The following is a 4,881-nucleotide window of genomic DNA, read 5'->3' as shown; positions in this document are numbered from 1 at the left end:
GGACCAGGATTCTATGAAATACCAGTGGATCAAAAAGAAGTGACTGTACTGTATGAGCCATATTCACAAGAAACGACAGAAAATGTAACATGGACAGTTACAATTCCAACAAAATAAAACGAAAGGTGGAAGTAACTATACGAAAATTACGGTTATAGGCATTGGATACATTGGTTTCCCAACTGCGATATTGTTCGCGAAATACGGGTATCAAGTGACAGGCATTGACATATCGCCATGGGTTATCACACAGTTAAACGCGGATTTTATTCATATTGAAGAGCCTGGTTTGGAGCAAGATTTGCAAGAAGTGTTCCTGACGGGAAATTTCTTTGCAATTACTCCTACTTGTTTTAGTTTGGTTTTTTAGTAGCATGTGCGTTACATCCTTTCGCGAAATGGGTTTCTATACATAAGTTTCTCCTTCGTTTGTTGGTTTTAAACGTCACCTTGTTGAAGTGTCTATTTTAATAGAAAAGTAAATTTTGTTACTCGTATTTATCGATTTATATGCTGAATTTTAAACATTTAACTATAAAAATTGCGTTTTAGACATAAAATGAACACATAATTAGTGAAGGAGTAGCAGTCGTTTACGAGGCTAAAAACGACATTACAATTTTAAATTTATGTAATTTCAAAATTAGCATGCAAATTAGTATTTTTTAAGTATATAACATCAAAATTTTATGCTTTATGCTAAGTAATATAGTTCACATTACAGGGAGGCGTCCTATGGATTTTCTTGAGGTTCACGGTTTATTACTTAGGGAACCTAACTTGTTGTTACCTTTGTTAGATTTATCGAATATAAGCAAAAATAATTCGGATTTTTGTCAGGTGAAAGTATTAAAAAATCATCAAGATCTTGTTTTGTCGGATTCAGGTAAATTGATTCATATCATAAAAGGACAATTACTGCAGCAAATTAATAACTCGAAACAACACGTTAATGCTATTTGGATGGAGAATGATTTTATCTTCCATAATGTTTTTCAGTCTAATCCGTATGAATATGTTGCCCTTGGAAGTGTAGAAGTAGCTATTTATGATGCCAATGCAGTACTTCAAGAACTTTCTGGGCAACCTTTCTTTCCAGATCTTTTAATTGATACGTTAAAGCGTCAGGAATCTCAGTTTTATCGATATTCACTGATGCTAACCAAAAGCGTACAAGAGCGAGTGCTGGATATTATTAAGCTACTTTCCAAGAGAGAAGAGGCAGGTTTTCATATTCCCAAAATGGTCAATTATTTGCTTCTGTCTAAATGTTGCCAAATATCACCGCACACTGCTAAGAAGGCAGTGCAAGAATTAGAACGGGCAAATAAAATTATATATAAAAAGGGCAAGCCTATCTTGATTTATGATGCAGAAGACTTGGGTTTATAAGTTCATCCCACCCGCAAAAAATTTAAATATGAGAGGAAGAACAATATGGGAATAATACTGATTGATTCAAGTTAACTCTTATGAATTCAGTCTAAAAAATAGTTGCGCAACTATAATATAAATAATAATTTAAATTAGGGGAGGAAATTAATTAATGTCAACGAAAAAAAATATTATCAGAAAAAGTGGAACAATTGCTTTAGCAACTGTATTGATTGGGAGCTCGCTACTAAGTACAATACCTGCTAACGTATTTGCAAGTGAAGAAGCACTTAAAAATGTAGTTTCAGAAGCCGCACTTACTGCTGCTCCTGCTAATGCAACGGAGGTAGCGACATCTGCAGAACTCAGAACAGCCTTGTTAAGCACAACCATAACAGACATTAAACTAACAGCAGACATTAAACTAACAACAAGCTTTAACTTCACAACACAAAAAAATCTATACGGTAACGGACACTCAATCGATATGGATCGGAATAGAATCGGTGTTGCACAGACTTATTCTATCAACCGCATAGAGGATTTAACTATCACTAACCAAGATATCTACCCGTTATTCTGGTCAGAGTATAATGGCGTACAGGTGACTTATAAAGATGTAACTTCTAACGGTAGACAGTTTGTTTACAACGCTAATGGGACAACTATTTTAGAAGGCGACATTAAAGCAACTGCCACCCAAGAAGAAGTGTATCAAGGAAAAAACCTGTTAATTAAAGAGGGGGCAAACGTCGACTTCTCTTCCATTGAATCTAATGGAACGGCACTTTATGTAAATGGAAATCTAACCCAAGAAGCAAATTCTAATATGAAAGTCGATTCGAAATCATATACGCTTTATGTGGCTAATAATAGTGCACAAATTTCTATAGCAGGAAATATGGAGCTGAAATCAGCCAATAAACAAGCAATTTACGCAACTGGCGGAAGCATGATTGTTAAAACAGGAGCTAGTTTTAAGGCTGATGCAGGTGACCCAGTTGAAGAAGGTATTTCCATTACAAATGGTAGTTTAACTGTTGAAAAAGGAGCGGATTTTGTTGCGAATTCAAAAGGTCTACAAGGAACAGTCCAAACTGGTAAAACATTAATATTTGAGAACGGTTCGAATTTTGCGATTACCAATACGAATGCTACAGGATCTGTTTTTGCGAACTACGCTGGTGCTTCAACAAAAATTAACATCAATTCTGATAAAGGCCTATCCACATGGGATTATGGTTTTATCTATAATGACAAGCCAACGCATAACTACAACGACTTTAAAACAGCAACATTTGACTTGTCTGGTTGGGATAAAGGTAACTTAAGTCAAAAGAACTTAATGTCAAACAGTGCGCAATTCCAATCACAATTTGTAAGTAAAACAACTGGTAAATTATTGGGTGGTAGTTACGCCTTAACGAATATTGCACAAACAAAAATTGAAGATCTTACGACAGATTCAACGCACGTAGTAGGTTTAGCAGAGCCAAACGCAACAATCGTTATTAAGAACGCAACAGGAACGATATTAGCCTCTGGAAGAGTAGGATCAGATGGCTACTACGATGTTACCATTGCAAAACAAGCCGCTGGAACAGTAGTAACGGCAACAGCTGATTATAATGGAATTACATCTTCTGCATCAACGACAGTCATTCAAGCAGCGATTAAACAAACAACGATCGCCCCTACCACAACAGATTCAACCAAAGCAACAGGGACAGCTGAACCAAATGCAGACATTGAAATCAAAGCAAATGGTGAAGTTATCGGTTCTGGGAAAGTAGGATCTGATGGAAACTACAGCATTACGATTTCACAACAAGATGTAGGTACAAGAGTTACAGCGATGGCAACAAAAGGAATAGCTTCTTCATACGCGACTACGACTGTAACACAAGGTGACCTTGATCAAACAACTATCTCAGCACTAACAACAAAATCAACAGTAGCGGAAGGAACAGCGCAAGCAAATGCATCTGTTGAAATTAAAAATAGCGCTGGTGATGTACTTGGATTTGGAAAAATAGGATCTGATGGTAAATACAGTGTTACAATTCCAAAGCAAGCCGCTGGAACAGTTGTGATAGTCACAGCAACATCAAATGGAAAAACTTCCACGGCACAAACAACAGTCGTTCGCGGTGAAATTGATGAAACAACAGTTAACGACGTGACGACAGAATCAGTGTCAGTTTCAGGAACAGCAGAGCCGAATGCAACTATCATAATGAAAGATCAAGATGGTAAGCAACTCGCAACAGGACGCGTCGGATCAGATGGCATATACAGCTTAACTATTGCAAAACAACCAGAAGGAATGGTTATCTCAATAACAGCTTCTTTAGCAGGATTCACATCTACAGCATCAACTATTGTGGTACGTGACGGTATTGATCAAACGACAATTAATTCACTTACAACAGATTCTGTCTTTGCTTCAGGAACAGCAGAACCAAACGCAACAATTATTATGAAAGATCAAGATGGTAAGCAACTCGCAACAGGACGTGTGGGATCAGATGGCATTTACAGTTTGACGATTGCGAAACAAGCGGAAGGAACAGTCGTAACAGCAATAGCAACAAAAGATGGCAAAACGTCAAGTGCAAATACAATAGTAGTCCAAAAAGGAACGGCTGAACAAGATGCAGCAAAAAAAGCAGTTGATGCTCTATTCACAGACGCAACAAAAACTGGTATTAAATCAACGACAGACCAAGCAGCCATTGATGCAGCACAAACTCTTGTGAACAAAGTACAAGACCCAACCGCGAAAGCAGACTTACAAAAAGATCTAGACAAAGCGCAAAGCTTACTAGACGCAAAAAACGAAAAAGCAAAACAAGATGCAGCGAAAAAAGCAGTAGATGAGCTGTTCGTCAACGACACACCATCAAGCAACGTGATCAAATCAACAACAGATCAAGCAGCCGTAGACGCAGCCCAAGCCTTAGTCAACAAAGTAACCGATCCAACGAAAAAAGCCGAACTACAAAAAGATTTGGATAAAGCGAAAGCACAATTATCTAGCAACGGAACACTTAAACCAGATGATTTCGTTTTAGGAACAACATCGATTACAGGTAGCTATTCAGGCGATGTAGATCGTATCACGCTTAGTAAAGACGGCGTAGAATCTGGAAATGCCACGAAATCAAATGGTACCTTCAGGTTCTACGTAGGTCCTGGCATCAAAAAAGACCAATCGCTTTATATGGTAGCTTACGACAAGAATGGCAGAGAAATCGCCCGTGAGAAAGTGAACTTTGCAGTCGTAACAGCAGGACAAATCACGCCAAAAGCCATGACGATTCCAGGCGATTCTAACATCAGTGGAACATACACAGGAGACGTTGCTAGAATTGAAGTAACCATCACAAATGAAGCAGGAGTGAGCACCGTGTACAAAGGCGGTACAGTAGCGAATGGTACATTCAGGTTCTATTCTTTCGATAAAACGAAATCACCGAAAGACATCATTGTGGTTCGCGCGTACGA

At 38.0% G+C, this 4,881-nt stretch carries 3 protein-coding genes; all 3 read left to right on the top strand.

The genetic code is table 11. The features are described 5' to 3' along the window. Positions 1-145 precede the first annotated feature (145 nt). Positions 146-370, top strand: a complete 225-nt coding sequence (locus tag HCJ54_RS15750; protein ID WP_425324813.1) for an NAD-binding protein — start codon at positions 146-148, stop codon at positions 368-370. A 365-nt stretch (positions 371-735) separates the two neighbouring features. Continuing rightward, positions 736-1,392: a Crp/Fnr family transcriptional regulator gene (locus tag HCJ54_RS15180; RefSeq protein ID WP_187138248.1), complete on the top strand. Its 657-nt coding sequence runs from the start codon at positions 736-738 to the stop codon at positions 1,390-1,392. 154 nt (positions 1,393-1,546) lie between these two features. Then, a partial coding sequence (locus HCJ54_RS15175; protein WP_187138247.1) for an Ig-like domain-containing protein occupies positions 1,547-4,881 on the top strand: 3,335 nt, incomplete at its 3' end.

It is taken from the genome of Listeria grandensis (assembly GCF_014322885.1).
Classification (GTDB): Bacteria; Bacillota; Bacilli; order Lactobacillales; family Listeriaceae; genus Listeria_A; species Listeria_A grandensis.
Note: the sequence above shows the minus strand (reverse complement) of the source record. Positions and strands in the feature narration are given on the sequence as shown.